Annotated in this window: 25 protein-coding genes and 1 tRNA gene; 14 read left to right on the forward strand and 12 right to left on the reverse strand. The window is 65.3% G+C overall.

Annotated elements, in window-relative coordinates; translation table 11 throughout:
- The 3 genes from VMI09_10165 to VMI09_10175 form a co-directional block, all read right to left on the reverse strand.
- Nucleotides 1-305 (reverse strand): isoaspartyl peptidase/L-asparaginase (locus VMI09_10165; GenBank protein HTQ25052.1); only part of this gene is annotated, 305 nt, incomplete at its 3' end.
- Between the two features lies 1 nt (nt 306).
- Entirely contained in the window at nt 307-1,176 is an 870-nt protein-coding gene (locus VMI09_10170) for a methyltransferase domain-containing protein (protein ID HTQ25053.1), read from the reverse strand.
- Nucleotides 1,177-1,271: 95 nt separating this feature from the next.
- Nucleotides 1,272-2,282, reverse strand: a complete 1,011-nt coding sequence (locus tag VMI09_10175; protein ID HTQ25054.1) for a D-2-hydroxyacid dehydrogenase — start codon at nt 2,280-2,282, stop codon at nt 1,272-1,274.
- Nucleotides 2,283-2,414: 132 nt separating this feature from the next.
- On the opposite strand from VMI09_10175, the gene VMI09_10180 reads away from it, so the two are divergent.
- The 11 genes from VMI09_10180 (at nt 2,415) to VMI09_10230 (ending at nt 16,941) form a co-directional block, all read left to right on the forward strand.
- Entirely contained in the window at nt 2,415-3,149 is a 735-nt protein-coding gene (locus VMI09_10180) for a PDZ domain-containing protein (GenBank protein HTQ25055.1), read from the forward strand.
- 152 nt (nt 3,150-3,301) lie between these two features.
- Complete coding sequence (mfd, locus tag VMI09_10185) at nt 3,302-6,895, forward strand: transcription-repair coupling factor (GenBank protein HTQ25056.1); 3,594 nt, start codon at nt 3,302-3,304, stop codon at nt 6,893-6,895.
- A 3-nt stretch (nt 6,896-6,898) separates the two neighbouring features.
- Nucleotides 6,899-7,888 (forward strand): peptidylprolyl isomerase, encoded by a 990-nt coding sequence (locus tag VMI09_10190; protein ID HTQ25057.1) that lies wholly within the window; start codon nt 6,899-6,901, stop codon nt 7,886-7,888.
- Between the two features lie 13 nt (nt 7,889-7,901).
- Nucleotides 7,902-8,951, forward strand: coding sequence for a 4-hydroxythreonine-4-phosphate dehydrogenase PdxA (gene pdxA, locus VMI09_10195; protein ID HTQ25058.1), 1,050 nt, complete (start codon nt 7,902-7,904; stop codon nt 8,949-8,951).
- 22 nt (nt 8,952-8,973) lie between these two features.
- On the forward strand, nt 8,974-11,805 hold the full coding sequence (gene uvrA, locus VMI09_10200) for an excinuclease ABC subunit UvrA (protein ID HTQ25059.1): 2,832 nt from the start codon (nt 8,974-8,976) through the stop codon (nt 11,803-11,805).
- Nucleotides 11,806-11,882: 77 nt separating this feature from the next.
- A complete protein-coding gene (locus tag VMI09_10205; GenBank protein ID HTQ25060.1) occupies nt 11,883-12,179 on the forward strand; it encodes a hypothetical protein in 297 nt (98 codons plus the stop codon).
- 95 nt (nt 12,180-12,274) lie between these two features.
- A complete protein-coding gene (locus tag VMI09_10210) occupies nt 12,275-13,084 on the forward strand; it encodes a DUF169 domain-containing protein (protein HTQ25061.1) in 810 nt (269 codons plus the stop codon).
- Nucleotides 13,085-13,203: 119 nt separating this feature from the next.
- On the forward strand, nt 13,204-13,953 hold the full coding sequence (locus VMI09_10215) for a PadR family transcriptional regulator (protein ID HTQ25062.1): 750 nt from the start codon (nt 13,204-13,206) through the stop codon (nt 13,951-13,953).
- Complete coding sequence (locus VMI09_10220) at nt 13,950-14,834, forward strand: efflux RND transporter periplasmic adaptor subunit (protein HTQ25063.1); 885 nt, start codon at nt 13,950-13,952, stop codon at nt 14,832-14,834. The genes VMI09_10215 and VMI09_10220 overlap by 4 nt, the downstream gene beginning before the upstream one ends.
- Nucleotides 14,791-15,807 carry an ATP-binding cassette domain-containing protein gene (locus VMI09_10225; GenBank protein ID HTQ25064.1) on the forward strand — a complete coding sequence of 339 codons (1,017 nt, stop codon included), beginning with the start codon at nt 14,791-14,793 and terminating at the stop codon, nt 15,805-15,807. The genes VMI09_10220 and VMI09_10225 overlap by 44 nt, the downstream gene beginning before the upstream one ends.
- A gap of 15 nt (nt 15,808-15,822) precedes the next feature.
- Nucleotides 15,823-16,941: an ABC transporter permease gene (locus tag VMI09_10230; protein ID HTQ25065.1), complete on the forward strand. Its 1,119-nt coding sequence runs from the start codon at nt 15,823-15,825 to the stop codon at nt 16,939-16,941.
- 25 nt (nt 16,942-16,966) lie between these two features.
- On the opposite strand, the gene VMI09_10235 is transcribed toward VMI09_10230, so the two are convergent.
- The 3 genes from VMI09_10235 to VMI09_10245 form a co-directional block, all read right to left on the reverse strand.
- Complete coding sequence (locus VMI09_10235; protein ID HTQ25066.1) at nt 16,967-17,122, reverse strand: hypothetical protein; 156 nt, start codon at nt 17,120-17,122, stop codon at nt 16,967-16,969.
- Between the two features lie 114 nt (nt 17,123-17,236).
- Complete coding sequence (locus VMI09_10240; protein ID HTQ25067.1) at nt 17,237-17,704, reverse strand: hypothetical protein; 468 nt, start codon at nt 17,702-17,704, stop codon at nt 17,237-17,239.
- A complete protein-coding gene (locus VMI09_10245) occupies nt 17,704-18,816 on the reverse strand; it encodes a hypothetical protein (protein ID HTQ25068.1) in 1,113 nt (370 codons plus the stop codon). The genes VMI09_10240 and VMI09_10245 overlap by 1 nt, the downstream gene beginning before the upstream one ends.
- A 158-nt stretch (nt 18,817-18,974) precedes the next feature.
- On the opposite strand from VMI09_10245, the gene VMI09_10250 reads away from it, so the two are divergent.
- Nucleotides 18,975-19,050, forward strand: a tRNA-Cys gene (locus VMI09_10250).
- Nucleotides 19,051-19,336: 286 nt separating this feature from the next.
- Here the strand turns inward: VMI09_10250 and VMI09_10255 are convergent.
- Nucleotides 19,337-19,762, reverse strand: coding sequence for a hypothetical protein (locus tag VMI09_10255; protein HTQ25069.1), 426 nt, complete (start codon nt 19,760-19,762; stop codon nt 19,337-19,339).
- Nucleotides 19,763-20,543: 781 nt separating this feature from the next.
- Between VMI09_10255 and VMI09_10260 the strand changes: the two genes are divergently transcribed.
- Nucleotides 20,544-21,884, forward strand: coding sequence for an FAD-binding oxidoreductase (locus tag VMI09_10260; protein ID HTQ25070.1), 1,341 nt, complete (start codon nt 20,544-20,546; stop codon nt 21,882-21,884).
- A gap of 161 nt (nt 21,885-22,045) precedes the next feature.
- Here VMI09_10260 and bluB read toward each other — a convergent pair whose 3' ends face one another.
- From bluB to VMI09_10285, 5 genes are all read right to left on the reverse strand, one after another.
- On the reverse strand, nt 22,046-22,741 hold the full coding sequence (gene bluB, locus VMI09_10265; GenBank protein ID HTQ25071.1) for a 5,6-dimethylbenzimidazole synthase: 696 nt from the start codon (nt 22,739-22,741) through the stop codon (nt 22,046-22,048).
- A 231-nt stretch (nt 22,742-22,972) separates the two neighbouring features.
- A complete protein-coding gene (locus tag VMI09_10270) occupies nt 22,973-23,560 on the reverse strand; it encodes a DUF3106 domain-containing protein (protein HTQ25072.1) in 588 nt (195 codons plus the stop codon).
- On the reverse strand, nt 23,557-23,907 hold the full coding sequence (locus tag VMI09_10275) for a hypothetical protein (protein HTQ25073.1): 351 nt from the start codon (nt 23,905-23,907) through the stop codon (nt 23,557-23,559). The genes VMI09_10270 and VMI09_10275 overlap by 4 nt, the downstream gene beginning before the upstream one ends.
- Nucleotides 23,891-24,466, reverse strand: coding sequence for a zf-HC2 domain-containing protein (locus tag VMI09_10280; GenBank protein ID HTQ25074.1), 576 nt, complete (start codon nt 24,464-24,466; stop codon nt 23,891-23,893). The genes VMI09_10275 and VMI09_10280 overlap by 17 nt, the downstream gene beginning before the upstream one ends.
- 33 nt (nt 24,467-24,499) lie before the next feature.
- Nucleotides 24,500-25,066, reverse strand: a complete 567-nt coding sequence (locus VMI09_10285; protein HTQ25075.1) for an RNA polymerase sigma factor — start codon at nt 25,064-25,066, stop codon at nt 24,500-24,502.
- A gap of 384 nt (nt 25,067-25,450) precedes the next feature.
- Here VMI09_10285 and VMI09_10290 point away from each other — a divergent pair, with 384 nt between their 5' ends.
- Complete coding sequence (locus tag VMI09_10290; protein ID HTQ25076.1) at nt 25,451-25,603, forward strand: hypothetical protein; 153 nt, start codon at nt 25,451-25,453, stop codon at nt 25,601-25,603.
- The last annotated feature ends 145 nt before the right edge of the window (nt 25,604-25,748 follow it).

The following is a 25,748-nucleotide window of genomic DNA, read 5'->3' on the forward strand; positions in this document are numbered from 1 at the left end:
GCCGCAGCCGCGCCACCGCGCGGCTGCGGCGGCGGCAGGGCGGCCATCAGCGAAGCATCCATCTCAACTGTTCCGTCGGTCGTCAGCAGCGAGCCTACGCCAGCGTTGAAAAGCGGGTGGTCCTCCAGGACGCGCACCACCGCGACCACCGCGTCAAGCGCGCTGCCGCCGGCGCGCAGGATGTCCGCGCCGGCCGCGGCCGCCGCCAACATCCCGCGCCGGCGCTCTGGGCGCTCGAAGGCCGGGCCGCGGCCGCCGGCGCCGCCGTGTGCGACGAGCGCCGGGACTATGCGGGCCTGCTCCACGTCAGTTGGCCGAAAACTTGGCCGGAGAGTCGGCACGCGGATCGGGCGGACGGCGCGCCCAGATAAAAAGCCGGCGGAAATTGAAAATCAAAGGACCGCCCGTGCCATACGCCTTTTCCAGCCGCGCCGTCAGAGCCTCGACGAAAGGCTCCCGCTCCGTGGCCTCGAGCCGATCGACGTAGCGACGCAGCACGGTTGCCCGGCACCATTCGACGATCTCGGCAGGCGAGCCCATCGGGTGATGGTACGTGCGATAATAACAATCGATCCCGGTGAACCCGATCTCGGCGAGCATGCGACGATAATCCTCGGGCGCCGCAACCGTGGCCGAGGGCGGCCTGACGCCCGCGAGCGCCTCGCGCCACGGCTCCTCGCTCGCCATCGCGCTCAGCGTTACCTGCGCGGTCTCCTGATCGTTGGCGGGCACCTGGACGATGAGCCGTCCACCGGGCGCGAGCGCCAAGAAGCAGCGCGTGAAGATCTCGCGATGCTCCGTCGTCCACTGCAGCGCCGCGTTGGAGAAGATCATCGAGTACTCGCGCGGATGTTCCTCCTGGGCGTTGAACTGGCGGATATCGCCAAGGGCAAAGTCGAGCCGCGCGCGCAGGGCCGGTTCCACTTCCTCGCGTGTCTTGAGCGCGCGATCGATCATCGCGGGCGACGAGTCGATCCCAAGCGTCGCGGCGCCGGGATAGCGGCGCGCAAGCTCCGCGGTGTTCTCGCCGGTGCCGCAGCCCAGATCGACGATGCGGACGCGTTCCGCGGCCTGCGCGAGAGTGTCGCCGGCCTCGAGCCGCGCGAGGATCTCCTTGAAAGGCTCGTCACGATAGCCGCGAAATCTGTGGTAAAGGTCGGGATCCCAGTCGTTCATGGAGGCATGCTCAAAGGCAGCATAGGGAGCGCCGTCTTATCGAACAAGGCGCGCCCGGAAAGCGTGCTGGCGCGACGCTGACTCGCCGCTGTAGCTCAGTAGCCGAGCGCCGGGTCCACCTGATTTAGCAGCGGCTGGCCTGCGGCAAAGCGCCGCAGGTTGTCGGCAAAGAGTTCGCAGCAGGTTTCGACGTAACCTCTGAAAGAGCCCGACATGTGAGGCGTAAGGATCGTGTTCTCCATCGACCACAGCGGGCTGTCGGCCTCCAGCGGTTCGCGCTCGAAGACGTCGAGGCCGGCTCCGCCGATCCGGCCCGCGCGCAGCGCCTCGATTAGCGCTCCCTGGTCGACGACCTCGCCACGCCCGACGTTGACCAGGTAGGCATGCGGCTTCATCGCGGCAAACTCCCGCTCGCCGATAAAGCCGCGCGTCGCTTCGGTGAGCGGCAGAGTCACCGTGACGTAGTCGCACTCGGCGAGCATCTCGACGACTTCGCCCGGGCCGTAAAAGCGCTCCGGGATGGCGCCGTCGGGATCGCCGAGTCCGGGCGGCGTCCATCCTTCGTCACGGCGCGCGGCCGGATTGCGTTTGAGCGCGATCACCCGCATCCCCAGCGCCCGCCCCAGACGCGCCGTCTCGCGCCCGATCGAACCGTAGCCGATGACGCCGAGTGTGTGGCCGCGCATCGCATCGACCATTGACATGAAATCGCCCGAGCGGCGCCATTCGCGATTCATCTGCGCGCGGATGAGCAGGTGCAGCTTGTGCGCAAACGCGAGCATCGAGGCAATCGTGTACTCGGCCATCGTGGACGAATGGATTCCGCTGGAGGTGGTCAGCGCGACGCCGGCGCCGACCTGTCCCTTGAGCGCATGATCGGCCCCGGCGCTCAGCAGCTGAATCCATCCGAGGCCGGGCGCGATTCGCATCGTTTCGGGCGGGACGCGGAAGGTGAAAAGCACGTCGCAGCCGTTGGCCGAGCGCAGCAGTTCGGCCATCTCCTCGATCGTGCGGCATTGCCGATCGACGATTTCGGCGCCGGGAGCGGTTCGCTCGACTAGCGCGCGCTGCGGCGGCCGCAGTCCCACTGTGCTGACGATTTTCATCGCGCTGCCACTTTGGCACGCACCGTTCGCGCCCATCAAGTGCGCCACGATCCGGCTTGAGGCGAGATTCGGCGCGACTTATCATCATCAAGGACGCCGCGCTGATCCGGCCTTCGACACGACCTTATGACGATGGACTTTGGTCGCCTCGCTCTTTGTTCAACGCTTGCCGCGCTCTTCCTGTGCGCGAGGCCGGCGCTTGCGCAGACTCAAGACGCCGCCAAGAGCATCCCGGCCGGCGGCGACCAAACGCTCGTGTTGCCGTCGTCGGCGGCGGCGGGTCCGGCGCCAGCGCGGCCGAAATTCGAACCGCCCCAACCCTCCGAAAAAACTCCGGCCGAGCAGGCTCCGGCCGACCAGGAAGCGCCGGAACCTGAACTCGGCTCCGACAACGCTCCGCTGCCCGCGGATTTACCCGCGCCCGAAAATAATGGACCGCGCCCGTATCTCGGGATCACGGTGCTGTACGCGGTTACGACCCGCGACGGACAAAAGGTCAGCGGACTCGAAGTAATGGACGTTGACGAGAATAGCCCGGCCGCGCGCGCGGGGCTCAGGGGACGCACGCCGATGACCACAACCGGCGCGACTGGCGCTACCGTGGGGGAATTGCTCGGACCGCTGGACGGGGCGCTCAGACCGCTGCTCGCCAAATCGGGCCAGCTGGGGCAGGATGGCGACCTAATTGTCGCGATCGACGACCATCGCGTGACCAGCGACTCCGACCTGCCCGACCATCTCGCGCGGCTCCATCCCGGCGACATCATTTATCTGACCGTGCTGCGCCAGCAGCGCGGCGGATCGTACAAAGCGGTCAAACTGCCGATTACGCTGAGCTTGCGAAAGAGCGCGAAAGCGGTCCCGTAAGCTCGCGCAGCAGGCGGCCCGTGCAACCGCACCGCCCGCCTCTGCTACAATCACGGGATCGTTGCCCCAAAATCTCATCGTTGGTTCAATCCCTGGTTCGAAGACCGCGTCGCACGAAGCTCTAGGAGCGAAAGGCCACAGCGAAGGTTGATTTGGAACGGAGTCTGAAAGAAGCGGCGAGCGAGCTCAAGGCGCGGCTCGACGGCGGCGGCGCCAGCCGTTTTCCGCTGATGGGCCTCAAGGGCGTGGCGGGAGCGCTGATGCTGCGCGAGGCAGCGCTCGGCTTCGGCCGTCCGATCCTGGTGGTCACCGCGCTCGCGCGCGAGGCCGAAGCGCTCGCGAGCGAGGTCGCATTCTTGCTGGATGAGGCGCCCGACCGCGACCCGCTCGCGCGCCGGGTCCATCTGCTGCCCGCCTGGGAACTCAAGCCGTTCGCGCATCTTTCGCCGCCGCCGCAGACGCAGGCGGCGCAGCTTGCGGCGCTGTACGCCGCATTGCGCAGCGAAACCCCGATGCTCGTCGCGTCGGTGGAAGCGCTATTGATGCGCACGCTGCCGCGGCCGGTGTTCGAGTCCGCGGTGATGCGAATTGCGCCCGCCGACACGCTCGACCTCGAAGCGCTCGTCGACGCGCTCAGCGGGGCTGGCTACCAGCGCGTGCCTCAAACCGAAGAGCCGGGCGATTTCAGCGTGCGCGGCGGAATCATCGACATTTTCTCGCCGCTCTATCAGAACCCCGTGCGGATCGAGCTCGAAGAGGACATCGTGACCTCGGTGCGCCAGTTCGATCCGGCCTCCCAGCGGTCGCTCGGCGAGACGCGCGAGGCGATCGTGATTCGCACGCGCCTGGTGCCGCCGCTCGCGCTGAAGGACGACAAAGTGCGCGAGCGCGTGGCGCTGCGCGCGAGCGAAATCGGCCTGGTGCGCAAGGAACTGGCAGAGCTCAGCGACTCGCTGACAAACGGACTCCTGTTTCCCGGCGCCGAGCTGCTGACGCCGCTGCTGTTCGGTCAGGCGCTCGACACCGTCTTCAGCTATCTCCCGGCGGCTACGGTCGGATGGATCGTCGAGCCGGGCCGCGTGCTGGCCGAGGCGATCAGGCTGGCGGAGCAGACCGCCGCCGCGGCCGAGGCTGCCCAGAGCAAGCCCTCCTTCTATCCGCCGCCGGAATCTCTCTACCTCGACGCCGACCAATTTGAAGACGCGCTCGGCGCGATGACCGCGATCGAAGTCGGATCGCTGGTTACGCTCGCCGCGCCGCGCGAGGGATGGGCGCCCGCGATCGAGGTCAAGTGTCAGCCGAGCCTCAAGCTCGGCGCGAGCACGCTCACGGGACAGCGCACGCCGCCGAGCTTCGAGCCGCTCGCCGCCGAATTGCGCGAGGTGCAACGCGGACAGGGCCGCGCGCTGTTGGTGGTCGAAGGCGCGAGCCAGGCCGCGCGCCTGCGCCGCCATCTGGAGGCTTACGATCTCGCGGTCAACACCGAGTGCAAGAGCTTCGGCGCGCTGCTGGAGTGGCCCGACTTCCGCCCCGCGATCATGGAGGGCGAGATCTCATCCGGCGCCGTCCTGCAGGCCGACGGGCTCTACGTTTACAGCGAAGAGGACGTCTTTGGCGAGCCGCGCGTGCGAAGACGCTCGCGGCCGGTCGCCAAGGGCGCCCTGCTGAACCTGGAGGAGCTCAGGCCCGACGACGTCGTGGTGCACATCGACCACGGAATCGGACGCTACCGGGGGCTCCGTCACCTGAAGGTCGCGGGAACCGAAGGCGATTTTCTAGCGCTCGAGTATGCCGCCGGCGACACGATGTACGTCCCGGTCGAGCGCATCAACCTCGTCCAGCGCTACATCGGCGGCGACGGCCAGGAGCCCAAGCTCGACAAGCTCGGCAGCGGCTCGTGGGACAAGGTCAAGCGGCGCACCAAGGAAGCGGTGCTCGCGATGGCCTCCGACCTGCTCGACGTTTACGCCGCGCGCGAGGTGATGGAGGGCCACGCCTTCCCGCATCCGGGCGCCGACTACGCCGAGTTCGCCGAGCGCTTCGAGTTCGAGGAGACGCCCGATCAGCTCGCCGCGATCGACGAGGCCGTGCGCGACATGTGCCGGGCCAAGCCGATGGACCGGCTGATCTGCGGCGACGCCGGCTTCGGCAAGACCGAGGTCGCGCTGCGCGCCGCGTTCATCGCGGTGATGGACGGGCGGCAGGTGGCGATGCTGGTACCGACAACGGTGCTCGCGGAGCAGCACTGGAACACGATGCGCAAGCGCTTCGACGGCTACCCGGTGCGAATCGAAATGGTCTCGCGCTTCCGCAACGCGCGCGAGAACAAGGCGGTCATCGACGACGTCCGCAGCGGCAAGGTCGATATCGTGGTCGGAACCCATCGCCTGCTCCAGGACGACGTTGAGTTCCCGCGGCTCGGCCTGCTGATCGTGGACGAGGAGCATCGTTTCGGCGTGGCCGACAAGGAGCGGGTAAAGCGGCTGCGCAAACTGGTCGACGTGCTGACGCTCACCGCGACCCCGATTCCGCGCACGCTGCATATGGCGATGCTCGGGATCCGGGATCTCAGCGTGATCCAGACCCCGCCGCCCGACCGCCAGGCGATCCGCACCTTCGTCGCCCACTTCGACGACGGTCTTCTGCGCGAAGTCATCATGCGCGAGCTCAACCGCTCCGGGCAGGTGTTCTTCGTGCACAACCGGGTCGAGAATATCGAGTACGTCGCGCGCCACCTGCGCGCGATCGTGCCCGAGGCGAAGGTGGCGATCGCGCACGGCCAGATGAAGGAGCGTCAGCTCGAGGACGTGATGCGCGAATTCATCGAAAACCGCGTCAACCTGCTGGTGTGTTCGGCAATCATCGAGTCGGGACTCGACATTCCCAACGCCAACACCATGATCATCAACCGTGCCGACCATTTCGGCCTGGCGCAGCTCTACCAGCTGCGCGGACGAGTCGGACGCTCGCGCCAGAAGGCTTACGCCTATCTGCTGATCCCGGGCGAGCACATCATCACCCGCGACGCCAAGAAGCGCATCGACGCACTGCGCGAACTGGTCGAGGCCGAAAGCGGCGGCGGCTTCAAGCTCGCGATCCGCGACCTCGAGCATCGCGGCGCGGGCAACCTGCTCGGGCGCGAACAGTCGGGTCAGATCACTGCAGTCGGCTTCGAGCTGTACACGGAGATGATGGAGCAGGCGATCCACGAGCTGCGCGGCGAACCGCAGCGGCCCGATTTCGAGCCCGAGCTGAGGCTCGGCATTCCCGCATACATCCCCGACAGCTTCGTGCCCGACGAGGGCGAGCGCCTGGTGCTGTACCGGAGGATGGCGCGGGCTGCAGCACGGGCGGACCTCGATGCGCTCCGCGAAGAAATGCGCGACCGCTTCGGACCGCCGCCGACGCTGGTTGACAACCTTCTCGCCGCGATGGATTTGCGCCGGCGCATGCGCGAGATGATGATCCTGAGCGCGATTCTCAAGGGCGACCAGCTCGAGGTGAAATTCCATCCTGACGCGCCCGTGGATACGGGCCGCCTGGTCGCCCTGACCGAGGCCAACCGCCGCCGGATGCGCCTTAGCCCGTCGTTTCAGGTGGCGGTGCGAATCGAAACCGGCGCCGGCGAGACGGGCAACAACTACGAGCTGTTGTTCGAGCAACTCGACGGCGTCTTGCAGGCCCTGATGGCCTGTGAAAAATTGGAGGCCGTGCCGGGTAGCCCCGCCGGGCCGCTCGCCAGTTAGACCATGAGCCAGAATCGTTTTCGCATGCGCCTGGGCGCCGCGGCGTTGATCGCCGCCTGCCTCGGAGTTGGCCTGACGGCGGCGCCGCGCGCCGCGCGCGCGCAGGACGACGTCGATCGCGTGGTAGCCAGCGTCGACGGCGATCCAATCACGGTCCACGACCTCAGGGCCTTTGCCGCGGTCAACAAGGTAGCGCTGAGCGATCCGGACGACGTGAACTCGCCGGAGACCAAGGCCGTTCTGAAAGGGGTGATCTCCGAACGCCTGCTCGCAAACGAGGTCAAGAAATACAAAGATATGGTCGAGGAACGCCAGATCGACGCGTACATCCTGGACTTCGAGCAGGCCAACGGGCTCACCGAGGCGCAGCTTCGCGCGCAGCTTCAGAAAGAGGGCCACACCTATGAGGAGTTCCGCAAACACGCCCGGCTGGAACTGCAAAAGATGATCATGATCCAGAAGGAGGTGCGGCAGAAGGTCAACATCTCGCCCGACGAGGTCAAGGCCTACTACGACACCCATCACAGCGAATTCGCCGTCGGCAAGGAAAGCTTCAAAGTCGCGCAAATCCTGATCGCGTTGCCGCCCAACCCCACACCGCAGCAGGTCGCAGCGGCGCAGACCAAGGCCGACAGCATCCGCAAGCAATTGGCCGGCGGCGCCGACTTCGGCAAGCTCGCGCGCCAGTACTCCGACGACGATTCCAAGAGCCAGGGCGGCGAGTTGGGCGACTTCTCGCGCGGCGACATGATCGACGCCATCCAGAATGCGATCGATCAGATGAAGGTCGGCGATATTTCCCAGCCGATTCGGACCGAGCACGGCTTCCACATCGTCAAACTCGAGGCGCATGAGCAGACCGGCACCAAACCCTTCTCCGAGGTCGCCGGCGAGATTCGCGAGAGGCTGATAAGCCAGAAAGCGCAGGCGCAATTCGCGACCTGGGTTGACAACGATCTCGTCAAGCAGCACTACATCGAAACCTTCAACTAGCGTGACACGCCGGATGCCATCGAGGCCGGAGGCGCCCGCAACGCTGGCGCTAAGCATGGGCGATCCGGCCGGCATCGGCCCCGAAGTCATTCTGAAAGCGGCGGGCGCGATCGCCAAGCGGCGCGGCGCCCCGGCGCTGCTCGTGATCGGCGACGCAGGCGCGATGCGCGCCGCCGCGCGCCGCTTGCGCGGCGTGCCCGAGCCGCGGCCGTGGCATCCGGGCGACGCGCCCGTTCGTCCAACCGAAGGGCTGGCGGTGCTCGAAGTCGGACGGCTTGGCCGGGCCGCGCTCAGGCCGGGAAAGCCAAGTGTCGAGGGCGCAGACGCCGCCTACCGCTACATTGTCGAAGGGGCGCGGATGGCGATGGCGGGCGAGGTTGCCGCGCTGGTGACCGCGCCGATCAACAAGGAATGGCTCAACCGCGCCGGCCATCGCTTCCCCGGCCATTCCGAGCTGCTGGCGGAGCTCAGCCGCGCGCGGCTTTGGCGGATGATGTTCGTGGGCGACCGGTTGCGGCTGGCGCTGGTGACGGTACACATCGGACTCGCGCGCGTTTCGCGCGCGCTCAGCAGCCAGGGCGTGTTCGATACGATCCGGCTGCTCGCGCGGCATCTTCGAGAGCGCCTGCATCTGGAGCGGCCGCGCGTCGGGGTGCTCGGCTTCAATCCGCATGCCGGGGAAAACGGGCTCTTCGGCGACGAGGAGGCGCGCGCGATCCTCCCGGCGATCCGCCGCGCCCGGCGCGCCGGCATCGACGCCCAGGGACCGCTCGCACCCGACACCGCATTCATCCGTCAGGCCGGGAAATTCGGCTTCGACGCGGCGGTCGCGATGTATCATGATCAGGGCCTGATCGCGCTCAAGACGCTGGAATTCGAACGCGCGGTGAACGTCACCCTGGGATTGCCCTTCGTGCGCACCTCGCCTGATCACGGGACCGCGTATGGTATAGCGGGAAGCGGCGCGGCGAACGCCGCGAGCATGCTTGCGGCCATTGAATACGCCTGGCGCGCGGCGAACGCCGGGCGCACGAGGGCCGAAAGGGAAACCATCGGCGCCTGAAATGGGGCGGCGGCGAATCGCGATGGCAGATCGAATCGTTATCAAGGGCGCGCGCGAGCACAATCTCAAGAATATCGACCTTGAGATCCCGCGCGATCGCCTGGTCGTCATCACCGGGCTTTCGGGTTCGGGCAAGTCCTCGCTCGCCTTCGACACGATCTACGCCGAAGGTCAGCGCCGCTATGTCGAGTCGCTCTCGGCCTACGCGCGCCAGTTCCTGGAGCAGATGGAGAAGCCGGACGTCGATTCGATCGAGGGCTTGTCGCCGGCAATCTCGATCGAGCAGAAGACGACCTCGCGCAATCCGCGCTCGACTGTCGCCACCATCACGGAAATTTACGACTATCTGCGGCTCCTGTTCGCGCGCGTCGGACATGCGTTCTGTCCCAACTGCGGGCGCGAAATCACCCAGCAGAGCGTCCAGCAGATCGTCGACCGCATCATGGCGTGGCCCGAGGGCACGCGCATCCACGTGCTCGCACCGATCGTGCGCGACCGCAAAGGCGAGTATCGCAAGGAGTTGAGCGATCTCCGGCGCGCCGGATTCGTGCGGGTCAAGGTCGACGGCGCGGTGCGCGAGCTGGGCGAGGAAATAGCGCTCAATAAGAACCAGCGCCATTCGATCGACGTCATCGTCGACCGCCTCGCGATCCGCCGCGGGATCGAAAAGCGGCTAAGCGATTCGCTCGAGGTCGCCTTCAAGTACGGCCACGACCTGCTCAAAATCGAGCGCCTCGAGGGCAAGGACGCGGGCGAGGTTTACTTCAGCCAGCGCTTCGCGTGCGTGGAGTGCGGAATCTCCTATCCCGAGATTACGCCGCGGATGTTTTCGTTCAACAGCCCGCACGGCGCCTGTCCGTCCTGCTCCGGCATCGGCTCGATCATGTATTTCGATCCCGAGCTGGTGGTGCAGAACGAAGACCTCAGCATCGCCGACGGCGCGATCGCGCCGTGGGCGACGATGAACTACATGCAGCCCGTGCTCGAGGCGCTGGCGGCGCACTACGAGTTCAGCCTCGACACGCCCTGGAAGAGCATCCCGGCCAAGGTGCGCCGGGCGATCCTCGAGGGCTCCGGCGACGAGGAGATCGCGTTTACCTACCAGCGCGGCGAACATCGCCGCGGCTATGAGCGCGCGTTCGAGGGCGTGCTGACCTGGCTCGACCGGCGCTACAAGGAGACCGACTCCGAAAGCATCCGCGAGATGCTCGAAGCGTACATGAACATGCGGCCGTGCCCGGAGTGCGGGGGCGCGCGGCTCAAGAAGGAAAGCCTCTACGTCCGCTTCAACGGCAAGTCGATCGCCGAAGTCTCGGCGATGTCAGTCAAGCAGGCGGTCGTTTTTTTCGCGGCGCCCAAACTGAGCCGCCAGGAAGAGGAGATCGCGCGGCTCATTCTCAAGGAGATCCGCGAGCGGCTCGGCTTCCTAGCCGACGTGGGACTCGACTACCTGACGCTCGACCGCGTTTCGGCAAGCCTCTCGGGCGGCGAAGGCCAGCGCATCCGCCTCGCCACGCAAATCGGCTCGAGCCTGGTCGGCGTGCTGTACATTCTCGACGAGCCGTCCATCGGACTGCATCAGCGCGACAATCAGCGGCTGCTTTCGACGCTCAAGCGCCTGCGCGACCTCGGCAACACCGTGCTCGTGGTCGAACACGACCGCGACACGATGCTCGACGCCGATCATCTGATCGACATGGGGCCCGGCGCCGGCGTGCACGGCGGCTACCTGGTCGCGCAGGGGACGCCCGAGCAGGTGATGCGCAATCCAGCCTCGCTGACCGGGCGCTACCTCAAGGGTGAACTGGAGATCGCGACGCCGCGACGCCGCCGCCAGCTTTCCGGGCGCTCGCTCACGATCAAGGGCGCGCGGGAGAACAACCTGCGCGATCTCACCGTGAGCTTTCCGCTCGGCGTGTTCATCTGCGTCACCGGCGTTTCCGGATCGGGCAAGTCGTCGCTGGTGCTGGACACGCTCTACCGCGCGCTCGCGCAGAAGCTCAATCGTTCGCGCGAGCGCGCCGGCGCGCACAAGAGCATCGAGGGCGTCGAGCACCTGGACAAGGTGATCCATGTCGACCAGAGCCCGATCGGGCGCACGCCGCGCTCCAACCCCGCGACCTACACCGGTCTCTTCACCCACATCCGCGAGCTTTTCGCGCAACTGCCCGAGGCGCGGATGCGCGGCTACGGACCGGGGCGGTTCTCGTTCAACGTCAAGGGCGGACGATGCGAGGCCTGCCAGGGCGACGGCATCATCCGGATCGAGATGCACTTTCTGCCCGACGTTTACGTGACCTGCGAAGTGTGCAGCGGCAAACGCTACAACCGCGACACGCTGGAGATCCAGTACAAAGGCAAGAGCATCGCCGAAGTGCTCAACATGACCGTGCTCGACGCGGTCGAGTTCATGGGCTCGGTGCCGCCGATCCGTCAGAAACTCGAGACCCTGCGCGACGTCGGGCTCGACTACATCCATCTCGGCCAGTCAGCGACCACGCTCTCGGGCGGCGAAGCGCAGCGCATCAAGCTCGCCAAGGAACTCGCGCGCCGCGCCACCGGGCGCACGCTCTATATCCTCGACGAGCCCACCACCGGCCTTCACTTCGACGACATCAAGCGTCTGCTCGAAGTGCTCGGACGGCTGGCCGACGCCGGCAACACCATCATCGTGATCGAGCACAACCTCGACGTGATCAAGACCGCGGACTATGTCATCGATCTCGGTCCCGAGGGCGGCGATCGCGGCGGCCAGATCGTCGCCAAGGGCACGCCGGAGGAAATCGCGGCGGCGGCGAATTCGTCCACGGGACAATTCCTGCGCCAGGTTCTGGGCCATCGCGCCGCCGCCTGAGGGGCCTGGCGCAGAGAACGTCGTGTGCCGCTCGCCCTGAGGCTCGCTTGAAACGCGTCGGCACAGCGATTCTTGCCTTGGCGATCGGGCTTGCCGGATGCGCTCGCGGTCCGGAGCCGCGCCAGCTCAAAGAGCAACTCCGACGCGAGCTTCCGCTCGGCACACCGTCGAGCCAGGTCGAGGCGTACCTGACGGCCAAGGGATGGCGCCACAGCTATCTGCCCGACGAGCGCTCCTACCTGGCCGGGATTAACAATGTCGGTCCGCGCTTCAGCTTCACCCGCGAGGATATCGCTATTCGGATCGATATGGACAAAGGCGGACGCGTGACGGCGATTAGCGTCACCCCTTTCTTCACTTATCACGGCAGATAGCGCGCGCCGGCGAGCATGCGGGCATGCAGAGTACCAAGGCAGCCCGCTGTGGTATAAATCGCGCGTAAATCGCGCGCACATCGGAGGTACGGCAGATGGAAAGCAAACGTCCGCAGGCGCCAGGTTTCCCCGAGCCCGAAGCGTATGACTGGAACCAGATCGTCGACGATCTGAACCGGCTGCTGCGGCTGCGCACCACGCCGATCGGGATGAAACTGTTCCCCACGGTCGAGGAGATGGAGCGGATTCCCAAGCTGCGCCGGCCGAAATCGATCCATACGACCGACCAGATCGTCGCCCAGGCCGCGCGTCTCGGATGGACCGTCGGCATCACCGCCAAGGACCTGGTCGGCGCGCAGTGCGCAGTGGTGATCGGATTGCAGTCCGCTGACGAAGACTGGCTTTCGGGCAAACGGATGGCTGGCGTGTGGTACTCGACCGTCGAGGACTCTTCGGCCCATCAGCACGCGATGGACGTCGTGCCGCACGGCCGCTACGCAGCGATGGCGGTCTCGCCGGTGACCTCCGGACGGCTCAGCCCGCCCGACGTCTGCCTCATCTACGGCACCCCGGGCCAGATGATCATCTTCATCAACGGCCTGCAGTGGGCGGGCTACAAGAAATTCGAGTGGGGATGCGTCGGCGAGTCGGCGTGCGCGGATTCGTGGGGGCGCGCGCTCAAGACCGGAGAGCCGAGCCTCTCGATCCCGTGCTTCGCCGAGCGCCGCTACGGCGGCGTGCTCGACGACGAACTGCTGATGGCGATTCCGCCGCGCTACCTGCCGCGGACGATCGAAGGGATGAAACGGCTCGCCGGCAATGGCCTGCGCTATCCGATTCCGCAGTACGGGATCCAGTCGGACGCGCGCGCCGGGCTCGGCGTGAGCTACAGCTCCAAGGACTGAGCGGCGAACCGTCCCGCGGCCGGATTCGGCCGTATTCCTCGCGGTTATCTGCGCTCCGCCCCCTCACCCTTGCTTCGATATATCGAGTCGATATATTGTGACGCTGTAGGACGGCGGCGATGGAATCAAACCTCACGAAACCGCGAGTCGCGGCTCGACCGAGGCCTTCGGCCGATAGGCATCCGTACTCGCGCTGGGTCGCGCCGCCCGAAGTCGGCTGGCCCAAAAGGCCGCCGCGCATCGACATAAAGTTCCCCATCCTGGGCTTCCTGATGGAGTCCGAGATGACCGGCTACGACATCAAACGCAGGTTCCGCGATCCGATCGGCTTCTTCTACCGCGCCAGCGACGGCTCGCTCTATCCGGCGCTCAAGAAGCTCGCCCGCGACGCGATGGTCACGATGCGGACCGAGCGCCAAGGCCGGCGCGCGCGCAAGGTTTACGCGATCACACCCAAGGGGCGCGAGCATTTCCTGCGCACCCTGCGCGAGCCGGCGCAGCCGATCTTCGTTTACGACGAAGCGCAGGTGAAAATCTATTTCGCCCATCACGATCCCGAAGCCGCGCTCCATCATGTCGAGCGCGAGCGGCGCTTCGCGAGCGCGTGGCGGTCCTTTCTCGAACGGCTGCTGGAGGAGATGAAGACCCATGGCGCGAGTCCGTTTCGCACGAGCATGGTCGAAATCGGCCATGGGATCGCCGCGCTCAAGGCCGACCTGTTCGCGAAACTGATGCTCCGGCTGGAGCGCGATCTCCGCGGCGGCTCACGCGCCCGGATCGGGTCGCGCAGCGGCCTCAAAACGGGCGGAACTTTCCGCGATGCGCGCAAATCGGTCGCGGCGCGCACCAAAAATGACGCACGCACATGAAGCGCATCATCCGCAGACTGGTCAAGCTCGCAATCCTGGCGCTGGTTCTCGGCGGCGGCTACTACCTCGGCGGCCGGTATCTCTGGCCCGCGCCCGATACGCACACAATTCAGACCGTCGGCATAATTGAAGCGCCGGAGGTCAACATCACCAGCCGCATCGCCGGCCGCATCGTTCAGCTTGACCTGCTCGAGGGCGACACGGTCGAGCGCGGTCAGGTCGTGTGCCGCACCGAAGATATCGACATTAAAAACCAACTGGCCAAGGCGCGCGGCGACCTCGCCAACGCCGCCGCCGCGCTGCGCAACGCCGAGATCACGATGGCGCGCAACGACAAGCTTTTTGCGGAGCACGTGATCTCCGCCAAGGACCGCGACGACTCGCGCATGGCGCTCGACAGCGACCGCGGCGCAGTTACGGCCGCGCAGGCCAACGTGCAGTTCTATACCGACCAGTTGAACGACACGGTCATCCGCGCTCCGATTTCCGGCACGGTGGTGAGCAAGAACCTCGAAATCGGCGAATGGGTCACGCCCGGCACGCCCATCCTGACCGTGGACGATCTCTCGACCATCTGGGCGCGCGTGGACATGGAGGAAACCGACCTCGGCGCAATCCGCATCGGCAGCCCGGCGCAGGTGACGTTGCCGACCCGTCCTCCGCTGGTATTTTCGGGACAGGTGATGGCGATCGCTCAGGAAGGACAATTCGCGACCGAGACCGACGTGCGCCGCGGCCGCCAGGACATCCGCACCTTCTACGTCAAGGTGCGAGTGCTGCAGGCGACCGGCCAGGTGAAGCCGGGGATGACCGCCGAGGTCGCGTTTGCGCTCAACAATGGAATCGCAGTCAGCAGCAATACAGGCGCGCGAACTAACTAAACGCTTCGGCGAGTTCACCGCCGTCGATCACGTCACCTTCGAGGTCCGGCGCGGCGAACTCTTCGGCCTGCTCGGGCCCAACGGCGCGGGCAAAACCACGCTCAGCCGGATGCTGACGACGCTGCTGGTGCCGACCTCGGGCGAGGCGTTCGTCGCCGGCTTCGACATCGCCCGCGATCCGGGGCGCGTGCGCGAGGCAATCGGCGTGATTCCGCAAGCGCTGACCTCCGACCTCGACCTCACCGGATGGGAGAACGTCGATATCTACGGCGGCTTCTATAATCTCGGCCGGCGCGCGCGCCGCGAACGCGCGCAGCACCTGTTGCACATGGTCGGGTTGACCGAGCGCGCCAACGATCTGGTGCAAACCTACTCGGGCGGGATGCGGCGGCGGCTGGAGATCGCGCGCGGGCTCATCCACTCGCCCGAAGTGCTGTTCCTCGACGAACCGACGATCGGGCTTGACCCGCAAAGCCGGCGCGCGGTGTGGGAATTGCTCGAACAGTTGCGGACCGAAACCGGGCTCACCATCTCGCTGACCACGCATTACATGGACGAGGCCGAAACACTGTGCGACCGAATCGCGATCGTGGACGGGGGAAAAATCATCGCGATCGGAACGCCCGTCGAGCTCAAGGCGAAGGTCAAGGGCTCGGACCGCATCGAACTCGAAGTAACTGGCGATGCCGAAAAGGTCGTCACGATGCTGCGCGGACAGCCGGGCGTCCTGGACGTCGCGCGCGATCCCGACGGTCCGATTGTCGTCTCCGCCGACGACGGCGCGCACGTGATGCCGAGGATCATCGCCGAAATCGAAAACTCGGGCGCCAGCGTCTCTTCGATCAAACTGGAGCGGATGTCGCTCGAGGACGTGTTCATCCGCTTCACCGGGCGCCGCTTGCGCGACGAGCCCGCGCGCAAGGGCGGCTTCTTCAGCTCGAGCTTCGGGATGCCGATGCCGCCGGGGCGCTGACGGAGAGATTCCGCGATGAGAAAGACCTGGTCGATAATGCGCCGCGACCTGCTCAAGATCGGACGCAACCCGCTTACCATCTTCACCAGCGTTCTGCTGCCGATCATCTACCTGCTCATCTTCGGCAACTCGTTTCAGGGCGTGCTCAAGCATCTGCCGGTCGTGATCGTCAGCCAGGACAACGGCCCCTATGCGATCCGCGTGATGGAGCAGATGCAGGCGCTGGCCGCCGGTCCCCGCGTCATCACCATCACCTACAACAGCGATGCGGGCGCGGCGATCCAGGACGTGCGCAACGGCGTTTACAAGGCCGCGCTTATCATCCCGCCCGATTTCAGCCACGACATCGCCGAGGGCCGCATCGGCGAGCTCGGACTGTTCACCGACAACGTTGACGCGATCAGCGCCAACACCCTGACTGGTGTGTTCAGCCAGGCGACCGCCGCGATCCGCGCCGGCTACGTCACGGCACGCGAACCCAAGCTCGACCAGATAGTGATCCGCCCGAGCAACCTTTTCACCACGGTCGATTATGACCGCTCGCTCATCCCAGGCGTAATCGTGATGGCGCTTTTCATGGGCTCGCTCACCTCGGGCGTGTTCAACTGGGTGATGGACCGCTTCATGGGGATCACCGAGTGCTACCTGGTGACACCGCTGTCGCGCTGGAACCTCGCCGCCGGCGTGCTCGGATCGAGCGTGCTGGTGACCAGCGTTGCCTCCGTGATCGTGCTCGCGGCGGGGCTGCTGATGACCAGCGGAACGATTACCGGCGGCGCGCCCGCCGCCGCGATGCTGGTGGGCGTGATCGTGCTTGGGGCGACCGGAATCCTCGCGATGACCTTCGTTATCCTGGCGCGCGCAAACAATCCTCGCGTGGTCGGCGCGTCGGCCGGCTTCCTCAACGTGATTCTGTTTTTTCCGAGCGGCGCGATTTATCCGACGGAGAGCTTTCCTACCTGGCTGCGGACCTTCGCGCACTATAATCCCGAAACTCACGCGGTGAGCGCGCTCAAATCGATCCTGTTCAAGGGCGCGAACCTCGCCGCCATCTCCAACGACCTGGCGTTCCTGGTGGTGTTTACCGCCGCGATGCTGGTGATCGCGAGCATGACCGTGAAGCGCACGCTCTAAACCATCGCGCCAACAGTCGCGCGCGTTACTTCCGATCCGCTACTTTCCGGTCCCGCCAGCTCAAATAGAGACCGACATTGCCGAGCAGCGCGAAGGTGACCGGCATCCCGAGCGCGTACGGGGCGACCCTGAGCGACTCATTGTCGATCGCAAAGCCGAGGATCAGCAAAACGGCCGCCACCGCTTCGAGTGCACCGAGGAAGAAGATCAGCGTTTTATGTTCGCGTCGGCTGTTTTCCGCCCTGCTAGCGATTGGCCCCCCAAGCCCCTACCGGGCCGTTCAGTCCCGTGAAAGTCAATCGGCAGGCAACTCTGCGGCGAGATTGAACAATTCCTGCAGGCTCTGATTGAAGCGATAGAACTTGTCCTCACGCAACTGGTCGGCGGACTCGAGCCACAGCTCGTCGCCGATGAGCGCGAGCGAGTTGAGCGTATGCCGCAACTCCGGACGGCCGCCCCGCGCTATCTCATCCAGCATCCGCCGCCACACCGCGCGCCGCGCGCAAATCGTGAAATCGGCATCGAACGACGCGGCCGCTCCTGGAGCCAGCGCCGCCGCGTCGGTCAACGCGTAGCCCTGCATCGCGACACCGGTATTCTGCTCCTCCCCGCCACCGTCGTCGTTGCCTCCGTCCTGGTCCGGCAGCACGCGCACGATGAAGCGCGTCTCGACGTAGCCGATTCGCCGAAAAAGCTCGCCCCGGGAGGCCATCAGGCGGCCCAGGGCGAGAAACCACTGCGGCTCAGGAAACTTCGGCGCCATCAGGAGACGAGTTTCGCGAAGTCGGTCGGCAGCAGGCAGCGCGGGCGCCGCTCGAGCCCGGCCGAATCGCAGCGCTGCAGGTACTCGCCGACGATCCGCCGCCACAATTGCGACTGCATCTCCATCCCCTTGTCGAAATGCGCGATTCCGCCGCCCATGAGCACCGCCATCGGTTCCACCGACTCGGGCTCGCTGAAGATTTCGAGCAGGATGCGCTCGGCGTCGTCGAGTTCGGTGTGAATCTCCTCGGCCAGCTCGGGGCGCGATTTTAGCTGGGCGCGCAGATGCATCGTGCCGTATCCGACGTGGCGCGATTCGTCCTGCATGCAACGGCGGAAGATTTCCTGGTCGACCCGGCTCGGCGCGATAAACTCGCCCTGACGGAAGATCGTCAGCACGAAGCCCTCACCCAGCAGATGGAGCCGGCCGGTTTGCGCCGAGAAGCTCGGCGCGTCGAAGATCTTTTTCAGCCCGAGCTCGCTGTAGGCGCTGGCTTTGCCGAGGCCGCCGCCGTTGGCGAGCGCGCGCTTGCGGAAGACGTCCATGTGGCGCGCCTCGTCCATCGCCTGCGTGGCGAGGAACAGCTTGACCTCGAAGAAGTCCTGGTTGATGCGGCTCATCCAGCGCGTCGGCGCGTCGGCGGCGATAAATTCGACCTCGGTGAGGAACGTGCAGAGCTGGCACATCGCACGCTCGAGGTCGTCGGGCAGCGGCTTGAGCTCGTCCCACGGAATGTCGCGCGCGGAGCTCCACTGGCGCGCCACCGCTTCCTCATAGAGCTCGGTCACGTTGTCGGCCCAGCACTCGTCCTTGTTGTTGATGGTGAAGCCGAGCGACGGCACGTTGTCGGGAACGATACTGCCGCGCGGCGCCATCGACAGATGCTTGCCGCCGCGCTCCGGCACCACGCCGTAGCTGCCGATCTCGATGTCCTTGAGGCGCAACCCGAGGCCTGACGGCTTCGCGTGCATGCCCCACTGCCCCGTCTCCTTCATCCAGCTGAGGTCGGGCGTGCCGCTCTCGAAGAGCTTCTGGAGATAGGCCGAGGGCTCGACTTTGTAGCGTGCCTCGGTGCCGACGCGATGTTCATCCTTGATCGGAATGGTAGGCATGGAGGTCCTCCTCGCCTGCGGACGTGAGGCCATTGCCTCAGAATCGGTGCGATGTGTCAACTCGCTTTGGAGATCTTGCGCCAGCGGGCCGCCGGCTAAATTGCCGCGTCGCCGCGCGTGTGTTAGCGTTCCGGCTCCGCTAAAATCGTCCGCACGGGGGCGGCGTACCCAAGTGGCTAAGGGAGAGGTCTGCAAAACCTCGATTCAGCGGTTCGAATCCGCTCGCCGCCTCCAATTTTCTCTCCAGAAAACGCTTATTTGACGGGCACTTTTCGACGGTGCGACAGCCGCGCCAGATCGACCGCCCGGCCTGCACGGCATGAATACCGGCATATCAAGGAGATGATCTGTGGATTCTCCCCGACCAAAAAGCCGCGGTCGGGTACAGACTTTCTTGGCATCGCGCCGGAGGATCGGCGCTATGTCCTCTCTCCCTTTGCTCGGACTCCTTTGCACTTGTGCTTTTCGCGGAGATAAGAGCGAATCTCGGATTGGGAGACGCCCTTCTCCATCATTGCACTTAACTCGTCGTCGCGTATTCGTTGACCCCCAGAACCGTTAGCAGCGACTTCGCTATCGTGTCGAGTTGCTGGTCGGTCTCCTCAAAAAGAACCCGCATCTGCTTTAGCTCGTGAGCCATAGCGGCGCGTCCCTCTGAGCGCACAAAATCCGTCGCATGATCGCGAAAGAAGCGATGAACCAACCGATTACGCGCGGTGAGGCTTTCGACCAGCTTGTCATCGAGTCGCTGCGGGACCGCGATACCCGAAGATTTGATGGCCTTTATAAGGGAGCCAAACGTCCGCTTAAAATGCTGTTCCTCTAACGTGTCAACATAATTTTCATAGTGTGCATAATTCAAGAATCGGCGCTTAGCTTGCATCACGTGTATGACATTGAGCAGCAGCAGGCAGTTGCACACACCGTGCTCCAACACCTGCGCCATATATATCGCTAATCCCGCGAGGGCATAAATCTCTCTAATTTCTTGCTCACCTACTTTTGTGGGCTGGGTTACCCAATCCGGCAAAGATCGAGGGTCCACGATTTCCGTACTCCTTCGTCTGACAAAACTCCGCGCCAATCGCGAGAGGACTGTAGTTGCTACATCGGTCTCCGTATCACTTGCAACATTCGGGCAGCCCGGCACAATGCCCGGCTGCTCGATAGCTATTCGCTCACTTCCACCGAGTCGCCTTTGCCCGGCACGAAGATGCAGTGATGGCGAGCGCCCGCTTGGTGAATGACGGGAGCGGCGACCAGTCTCCGCGAAACACCGAGAGATCGGGCAGCGCCATGATGCGGAAGCCGTGAGTCGTCCGCCAGCATTTTGCGCCTGCCGCGCTCAACTCGCTCTGGCGATGGCGATGTTGGCGGCGCGGGCGTTTCTTTCGGCGGCGGCTCCAGCGTGCAGCCGCGCGAACCGCGGAATCCTCGATGTCCCGCCCCGCCCATCGGGCTAGTCATATCCCTTTGGCGGGCCGGATAACTGCAAAACCTCGATTCAGCGGTTCGAATCCGCTCGCCGCCTCCAATTAAGCTCCTCCTGACAAAGGTCAGCGTCTCTGCACCCGTTGCGGCCCGGCCCGATCGGTTTTCGGTTTCCGTGGCCGGTCGAAGGGCTTATGCTTGACGCCGGGTAGCGCAAGGAAAACGAGAGCGGAAAAGGAGAGAACGTTCTGCAATCGAAAGAACTCCAGGACAAAATCCAGGGCGCCCTGATAACCGTGACCGACGCTAATTTCGAGCACCTGCGGCACGAGATGATCTGGAATCTGCTCGCGCCCGACCGCCGTCCGCGTCTCATCGTGCAGGCGGCCAACGAGAACGACGTCGCCCAGGCGATAAAGTTTGCCCGCGCCAACCGGATGAAGGTCGCGGTGCGCGGCGGCGGCCACAGCTGGGTCGGGTTTTCGTTCCGCGACGATAGCCTGCTGATCGATCTCGGCCGCCTGAGCGGCGTCTCAATCGACCGCGAAAATCGCCTGGCGCGGGTTCAGCCGGCCGTGCGCGGCTGCGACCTCGATCGTATGCTGGCCGCGCAGGGATTGGCGTTTCCCGTCGGCCACTGCGGGACCGTTCCAATGAGCGGGTACCTGCTGAACGGCGGTATCGGCTGGAACTACAACGATTGGGGCGTGGCCTGCTTCAGCATCGAAGGGGCGAAGGTGGTGACGGCCGCCGGCGATACGGTAGTCGCCGGCGAAGGGGAAAATTCCGACCTGCTATGGGCGATTCGCGGAGGCGGGCCCGGGTTCTTCGGCGTGGTAACCGAATACACGTTGCGCGTTTATCGCGCACCACAGGCGGTCACGACCAGCAGCTATTTCTACCCGCTCGAACGGATCGAAGACGTCGGACCCTGGGCGGCCGAGGTCGCGCGCAGGATGCCGCGGCACGTCGAACTCACGATTCTGATTGCAGCGGCGCCGCCGGCTATCGCCGATCGATGCAAATCCACCAACGGCTTCGTCTGCGCGGCTCTCGGCACCGCATTCGTCGATAGTGCAAGCGAGGCTGCCGCCGCGCTCGGTCCCCTGGAGAGCTGTCCGGCCTTATCGGATTGCCTGCTGAAAGAACTGAACACGCCGACGCCGATCGACGGGCTGCACGAGCTGGGCGCCGGGCTCTGGCCTGAAAGGCATCGCTACCTGGCGGACACGCTATGGACCAATTCGCCGCCGGCGAGCGTGCTCGCGGCCGCGCGCGAGCATTTCGTGCGCGCGCCGTCGACGAAATCAGTCGCGGTCCTCAGCTTCAGGAGCGGCGGCACTCACGCACCGCTCCCCGACGCTGCGTATTCGATGACGGCCGATGCGCTCTTGCTCTGCTACGCGGTCTGGGAGCGGTCCGAAGATGACGCGGCCAACGCCGCCTGGCACCGCGCGGCGATCGCGGAACTCGATCGGTATGCGGTGGGGCATTACGTCGGCGAATCCGACATCGTCGCGAGCCCCATCCGCGCCGAACGGGCGTACGCAAAAGCGAACTGGGAGCGCATGCAGGCGCTCCGGCGAAAGTACGACCCCGAAGGGCTCTTTCACGGCCACTTCACGGCGCCCGCGTGAGGAGCCGAAGCCGAGGCGTAGCGGATTTACGGCATCCTGGTTAGCGGGCCGCCCCGCCCTGGATCGGCCTCGTGTGTTCCGCCATCAACGCGGTCTCGCCGAGACGACGTTGCGGCGCTCGCGATTCGCACGAGGCACGGTATTTCGATCTCCGGTCGCACTCAATCATCCGCCTGATCTTTCGAGTTTTCCCCGCCCGCGATTTCGTCGAGATCGCGAAGCGCACTCGTCAGTTCACTATCGGGAGACGCGTCCCAGCGATTGCCGAAAACGAGCGCGGACAGGGAAATTCTCGGGAGCCAGCCCACGGTCTCAAGCAGCGGACGCTCCGCAAACTCGACCGGATATCCGATGCACATATACCCGACTACGGATACGTGATCGGGAATCGCAAGAATTCGCTGGATCACCTCGGATTTCAGGATGCTGACCCAGCCGACCCCGATTCCCTCGGCGCGCGCCGCCAGCCAGAGGTTCTGTATCGCAATACAAGTGCTGTAAATATCGCTGTCTTTGACGGTGTTGCGGCCGATGATGGCGGGGCCGAAGCGGGTTCGGTCGCAAGTAACGCAGATGTTGAGCGGAGCGTCGAGGACGCCCTCGAGCTTGAGCGAAAGGTATTGATCCTTTCGCCCTTCGGCGAAACCGTCCGCCGCCAGCTGCCTTTCGGATTCGACATGGTCGCGGATCCGGCGCCGGACCTCTAGGTCATCGATCACGATGAAGTTCCACGGCTGCGAAAACCCCACGGAGCCCGCCTGATGGGCTGCGGAAAGGATCCGCGCCAGCGTCCTCGGATCGACAGGATCGGGCCTGAATGCCCGAATGTCTCGCCGAAGCGCGATCGCCTGATACACGCCGCGCCGCCATTCGGGTGGAAATTCATTCAACGGCATTCACTCAGCTCCATCGCTCTTGCGTTTTGATAGTGGACGGCCGCGCCAAACCTGTCCTTCATCGAAGCCTCGGGTCCCGAACGTATTATTATTGGTGATGCGCCCCGTCACTACCGAAAATTATATCCGAGTGACTTGAAATCGCGTGCCCGGCTGCACAAGCTGCCCAATCGGCCGCTCCCGAGACTCGCGCTAGGGAATTTTCGTCAGCGGCCCGCCATGCCTTGGATGGGCCTCGTGCCAGCGGACGCGCGCGGCCTTGCGCTGCTCCGGCGTCATCTGTTGCCACCGCCGATAGTTCTGGAGCATGTGCTGGCGCTCAGCGGGCGGAAGCTGCTGAAACTGCCGATAGCGCTGGAATACCTTCTCGCGCCGCTCGGGCGGAAGCTGTCTGAAATGCGTGTAGGCCTGGCGCAGTTCCTCGCGCCGCTGGGGTGGAAGCTGACGCCATCGGCGCATCCCCTGCATCACCTGCTGACGCTCGTTGGGCGGGAGTTTGCGGAACTCTTCGAAATTCTGCCGCGCCGCGCCCTGCTCCGCCGGTGTCATCCGCTGCCACTGCCGGTAATTGTCGAGCACCCGCGCCCGCTGTTCGGGCGTGAGCCTGGACCACGTGCCGGGATCCTGCGCCGCCAGCGCCCGTTCGGCGGCGTTTTGCGGCTCGCTCGCAGCCATCGGAGGCACCGGTGCGAACGATTGCGCGCGCGCCCGATTCGCGAGCGCCGTCAACGCGAAGGCCGCCGCCAGCGCTATCGAAACGCCGAGCCTGCGGCGGCTCATGGCTGTCCCTCTGAATCGCTGGAGTTGCCGGTTTCCGGGGACGGCGGATTCGGCGCGTCGCCGCGGGTGCCGGTTGCGTCCGCCTGAGCGTTGTTGTGATTTCCGCCGAGATAGCCCATCGCCTTGAGCGCGCGAATCTGATCGACCATCGAGCCGTTCGAGGCCGCGCCCGACCCGCCGCCGCCGTTGGCGTCGCCCGCGTGCGGCCGGAACAGATCGAGGTTCAACAGCATCCGCAAATCCGGCGGCGCCGCGGGCGGCCGCTCCTGCGCCCCTGCCTTGACGCTTCCCGTCATGAGCGCTGCCGCCGCGAGCGCAAGCACGGCCCGCCTACGACCGGTTCTCATCGCTGGCCGGCGCCGACGGCGACACGTCGTCGAGGTGGGCGATGACGTCGTAGTTCTCGAGCAGGTCGAGATGCTCGACCATCGGGTAGTCGCGCAACAGGCCGACGTCGGCGCCGGTCATCGCGGCCTCCTGCATCGTGCCCACCTGCATCGCGGCATCTTGCGCCGCGAGCTGATCGAGCGGCGGCGGCGCGACGCCGGCGCCTTGATGCATCGTGAAAATCAGGAGCAGCGCGGCGGCGACCGCGCCGAGCGCGCCGATCGAGAGCCCGACTATCCGTGGCCGCCGCCACCATCGAGGTTCCGCCCCGCCGCCCGCGCCGGCCCGTTGGCGCGCGTCGAGTTTGCGATGCAACTGGGCGCGGTAAATCGCCGGGTCGGGCGGCGGAATTTCCTCGACGCGGCGCACCAGCTCCCCAAGCGCGGCGGCCGCGTCGCCCACCGCCTGGCGGCACGACGGGCAGTCTTCGAGGTGGCGCGCGACGCGCGCCCGCTCCTCGCCCTCGAGCTCGCCGCGCATATATGGAACGAGCGCCGTTTCGGGATGCCGCGTAATCATCTTCTTAACCGCCAGACGGCTTGACCGCCGACCTTACTCTCGCTTGAACGCCTTTTTGAGCTCCGCTATCCCGCGATGGATGTGAACTCTCGCCGTATTCTCCGAACATTCGAGCACCGCCGCAATTTCCCGGCTGCTCAGACCCTCCTGCACCTGCAGCAGCACGGCCGCGCGCTGCCTGGGCGACAGCTTCTCGAGCAGCGCGCGCAACTCACCGATCGATTGACTGCGAATCGCCTCAGACTCGGGCCCCGGCTCGTCAGAGGCCGGATCGATCGCCGCCTCATCGGCCTCGCTGCCCGGCCCCGCAAGCGGCACGAGCTTGCGCCACCATCGGCTCCGCCGCAGATGGTCGATGCAGAGATTGACCAGGATGCGATGGAACCAGGTGGTAAAGCGCGAGCGCGCGTCAAATCGGCCGGTAGATTCATAGAGCCTGATGAACGCCTCCTGCGACACGTCGCGCGCGTCGGCTTCGTTGCCGACGATCGAGCAGGCGAGCCGGTAGGCGCGCGCCTGATGCCGCTCGACCAGGAGATCGAAGGCCTCGGTATCGCGCTCCGCAACCCGCCTGCACAACTCCTCATCGGAAGGCTCCAATCACTCAGCCCCGCCTGTCCGTGTGATGATCTGCGCGTCCGGCCATTTTGGTGACAACTTTTGGTGCCAACTTTTTCACGGCCAGACAGATAATGGCGCTGGCTGGTGGCCCGCACAAGGCGACTTTCGGCCCCACGATTCGGTGGGTCCTTTACCTCCCCATCGCCTTGGACGCGCGCCAGGCTGGTTTCGTTTACAGGGAAATCTCTATCAGACGCACAAAAAAGCCGCCGATCCGCAAGGAGAAGTCGCCGGCTTTTTCGCGTTGGGCGGTCTTGCCGGGCGAAATTTTTTGTCGCCGGTCATGCGGCGGATAAAATTTTTTCGCCCGCGCTCGCTTCGCGCGAAGACTCCGAATACGACTTCGCCCAAGCGCTGCGGCTGGTGGACCCCGAACATCTCGAACACCTGCTGCGCGAGACCGGGCGCGAAATCCATGATCGCAGGCGTCAGATCGAAGCGGTCGCTCAGACGTTGCCGGCGCGCGAGCTTCCACCCGCGCTGGACACTTATCGCGTCATTACTGCGGCGCGCTGAGAGTCGCCGCCTGTCGGGCGTAGGCGAGGTCTACATTTGATGGTCGGGAAAGCCGGGCTTCAAAGATTCAAGCTCCGACACGATCTTATGGATCAGCGGGTCCACCGTATCCAGGGCCTCCTGGTAACTTTGCCGGAAGCCTCTT

This window comes from Candidatus Binataceae bacterium (genome assembly GCA_035500095.1).
GTDB lineage: Bacteria > Desulfobacterota > Binatia > Binatales > Binataceae > JAKAVN01.

Excerpts from the sequence above, each read along its gene's own strand:
- VMI09_10210 (HTQ25061.1), top strand. The coding sequence starts at position 12,275 with ATGGAAAGCAAACGTCCGCAGGCGCCAGGTTTCCCCGAGCCCGAAGCG.
- VMI09_10280 (HTQ25074.1), bottom strand. The coding sequence starts at position 24,466 with ATGATTACGCGGCATCCCGAAACGGCGCTCGTTCCATATATGCGCGGC.
- VMI09_10225 (HTQ25064.1), top strand. The coding sequence starts at position 14,791 with ATGGAATCGCAGTCAGCAGCAATACAGGCGCGCGAACTAACTAAACGC.
- VMI09_10270 (HTQ25072.1), bottom strand. The coding sequence starts at position 23,560 with ATGAGCCGCCGCAGGCTCGGCGTTTCGATAGCGCTGGCGGCGGCCTTC.
- VMI09_10240 (HTQ25067.1), bottom strand. The coding sequence starts at position 17,704 with ATGGCGCCGAAGTTTCCTGAGCCGCAGTGGTTTCTCGCCCTGGGCCGC.
- uvrA (HTQ25059.1), top strand. The coding sequence starts at position 8,974 with ATGGCAGATCGAATCGTTATCAAGGGCGCGCGCGAGCACAATCTCAAG.
- pdxA (HTQ25058.1), top strand. The coding sequence starts at position 7,902 with ATGCCATCGAGGCCGGAGGCGCCCGCAACGCTGGCGCTAAGCATGGGC.
- VMI09_10215 (HTQ25062.1), top strand. The coding sequence starts at position 13,204 with ATGGAATCAAACCTCACGAAACCGCGAGTCGCGGCTCGACCGAGGCCT.
- VMI09_10180 (HTQ25055.1), top strand. The coding sequence starts at position 2,415 with ATGGACTTTGGTCGCCTCGCTCTTTGTTCAACGCTTGCCGCGCTCTTC.
- VMI09_10255 (HTQ25069.1), bottom strand. The coding sequence starts at position 19,762 with ATGGCGCAGGTGTTGGAGCACGGTGTGTGCAACTGCCTGCTGCTGCTC.
- VMI09_10245 (HTQ25068.1), bottom strand. The coding sequence starts at position 18,816 with ATGCCTACCATTCCGATCAAGGATGAACATCGCGTCGGCACCGAGGCA.
- VMI09_10175 (HTQ25054.1), bottom strand. The coding sequence starts at position 2,282 with ATGAAAATCGTCAGCACAGTGGGACTGCGGCCGCCGCAGCGCGCGCTA.
- VMI09_10275 (HTQ25073.1), bottom strand. The coding sequence starts at position 23,907 with ATGAGAACCGGTCGTAGGCGGGCCGTGCTTGCGCTCGCGGCGGCAGCG.
- VMI09_10170 (HTQ25053.1), bottom strand. The coding sequence starts at position 1,176 with ATGAACGACTGGGATCCCGACCTTTACCACAGATTTCGCGGCTATCGT.
- VMI09_10220 (HTQ25063.1), top strand. The coding sequence starts at position 13,950 with ATGAAGCGCATCATCCGCAGACTGGTCAAGCTCGCAATCCTGGCGCTG.
- VMI09_10230 (HTQ25065.1), top strand. The coding sequence starts at position 15,823 with ATGAGAAAGACCTGGTCGATAATGCGCCGCGACCTGCTCAAGATCGGA.
- VMI09_10190 (HTQ25057.1), top strand. The coding sequence starts at position 6,899 with ATGAGCCAGAATCGTTTTCGCATGCGCCTGGGCGCCGCGGCGTTGATC.